The organism is Achromobacter sp. UBA5777 (assembly GCF_002418565.1).
GTDB lineage: Bacteria > Pseudomonadota > Gammaproteobacteria > Burkholderiales > Burkholderiaceae_B > Achromobacter > Achromobacter animicus.
In genome coordinates, this window is sequence record NZ_DIEJ01000121.1 from 1 (window position 1) to 2,440 (window position 2,440).

Sequence of the window (2,440 nt, forward strand, 5' to 3'; positions counted from 1 at the left end):
GCCGCGTCATCCGCGGGGGCGCAGTCAAATCCGGCGAGTACCGCCGAGGCGCCGCCGACCCCCGAAGTGCAGGAACCGGCGCCGCCCGCCGCCACTGAAGAGGCGCCCAAGCCCAAGCCCGTGCCGGTCACCGTGCGGCTGGACATCCGTCCTTGGGGTGAAGTCTGGATCAACGGCGTGGCGCGCGGCATCAGCCCGCCCGTGAAAGACCTCAAGCTGATTCCGGGCAAGTACCAGGTGGTCGTGCGCAACGCCGACCTGCCGCCGTTGCGCATGACGCTCGAGGTCAAGCCGGGCAAGCCGGCGGTCATCTCGCACACCTTCCAATAAGTAAGGCGGACTACACCTTCGGCAGGTGCAGGATGAACTCGGAGCCGACGCCCGGTTCACTCTGCACCTCGATGCGCCCGGCATGCCGTTTGGCGACGGTGTGCACGAAAGCCAGTCCCAACCCGGCACCGCCCACATCCCCCCGCGTTTCAACGCCCACCCGCGCAAACGGTTCGAACAACCGGGCTACGTCCTGGGCCGCGATTCCCTGGCCCTGATCCTTGATGCGCACGCGCCAGAAGGCGGGCTGTTCATCGATGCCGCATTCGATCCGCGTGCCGCTGGCGCTGTACTTGATGGCGTTGTCGACCAGATTGCAGAGCGCGCGTATCAGCAGCGTCTGTTCGCCGCGGGTGTAGGCAACCGGCAGCGGCATCCGGGTCTCCAATGCGATGCCGCGTTTGTTGGCAGACGGCCAGAGATCGTCGACGGCGTCCTGCAGCAAACTGCCCAGATCCAGTTCGATGGTGCTGATCGGCATCGATTCGGCACGTGTCAGATGCACGAAGTCATCGACCAGTGTGAGCGTGCGGTTGGCCAGCATCGCAATGCGCTCGAGCGTTTCGGGCCGCGCTTCCTGCTGCCCGCCTTCCCGCGACAACTCCACCAGCGCAAGGATCGAGCTTTGCGGCGCGCGCATGTCGTGCGAGATGAAGCGCAGCGTCTCTTCGCGTTGCCGCTCGGCCTGGCGAATGCTTGAGATGTCGGTCAGCGTGGCGACCGTGCCTGCGAACTGGCCCTCGGCCGTGTGGATGGGGGCGCATCTCAGGATCAGGTCGCGGCCAGCGCGGTCGCGTACTTCGACGTCCGCGCTCCAGGGCGAGGCGGCGTCGGCGGGCGGGCGGCCGCTTAGCGCCTCGGCCACGCGTGTCCGCGCCGCTTCGTCGGCGAGGGTATGTTCCAGCAGGTGCGCCGCCGGCCGGCCGATCCGAGGCGGACGGATGCCAAGCCGCTGGAAGAACAGGATGGCGGCCTGGTTGCGGAATCGCATGCGGCCTTCCTGGTCGAACACCAGCGTCGCATCTGGCATGCCGTCCAGCCCGTCAGCCAGGAACCGCCGCAGGTTGCGCACTCGCGCCAGCGCACGCCGAAGCTCACTGACCCGGCTTTCCAGCGACGCATTCGGATTGGCAAGCTGCACGCGGGCTTCGTTCAGGATCGGCGGATATTCGCGCTGCAGGCGCTGCAGTTCCGTATCCATATAGCGCAGTGCGGCTTCCTGATTGCGCCAGCTCCAGAGCGGATAGCACAAGGCCACGCCGGCCAACGCTGCTGTCGGTGCGAACCACAGATAGGCCTGGGCAAGCAGCAGCCACGACGCGAGCGGGATGGCGGCAAGCAGCGCAAGGCTGACCAGCAGCGCCTTCTTGGGCGACAGGCGCCACAAGGCCAAGCTGGCGAGCAACACCGGCAACAGCGCGAAAAGCGCGCTCCACCAGGCAGGCGGCCGCTGGAAGGCGATGTCGTCCCGCGCGGCCTGCAGAATGTTGGCGATGATCTCCACGCCCGATATGCCGCTGACGTCGTGCGACACCGGCGTCGGATACTCGTCGCCCAGGCCCGTCGCCCAGGCGCCCACCAGCACATACTTGCCGCGCAGCTCTTCGGGCGTCCAATCGCCCCGCAGCACCGAAAGATAGGAGATCGTTCGCACGTGGCCGGGCGGGCCGGCATACGGGATCAGGATGCGTCCGTCGGCGTTTGCGCGCTTGAGCAACCGTTGGGCGCGATCAGCTTCGCCGCCGACCTCGAGCATCGAGATGGCCAGATGATTTCTGCGGTCGCCGGCAAATTGCGCGGTGAGGGCGGCTTCGCGCACGACGCCGTCCGGGTCGATGACTGCATTGATGAAGCCGGTGGCGGCCGATGCCTGCGCCAATTCGGGGATCGGCAGGCCGATGGCCGTCGGGCTTTTCAGCCGGTCCAGGACCACGGGCAGCACGGTGTGCGCGTTGCGCCGGATGCTGTCCGCCAGGATGGCATCGTCGGCGGCATTGATCTTGTCGGGCTCGGCAAAGATGAGATCCACCCCCACAGCCCGCGCGCCCGCCAGCCGGTCGAGCAAGGCCGCGTGGATGGCACGCCGCCACGGCCAGCGTCCCAGCGCGTC

1 protein-coding gene and 1 pseudogene are annotated in these 2,440 nt (G+C 67.5%); one reads left to right on the top strand and one right to left on the bottom strand.

All coding sequences use genetic code 11. The features are described from left to right. Positions 1-330: pseudogene (locus B3446_RS09150) on the top strand (serine/threonine protein kinase); the annotation flags it as partial. 10 nt (positions 331-340) lie between these two features. On the opposite strand, the gene B3446_RS09155 reads toward B3446_RS09150, so the two are convergent. Continuing rightward, a partial coding sequence (locus tag B3446_RS09155; RefSeq protein ID WP_291380241.1) for a CHASE2 domain-containing protein occupies positions 341-2,440 on the bottom strand: 2,100 nt, incomplete at its 5' end.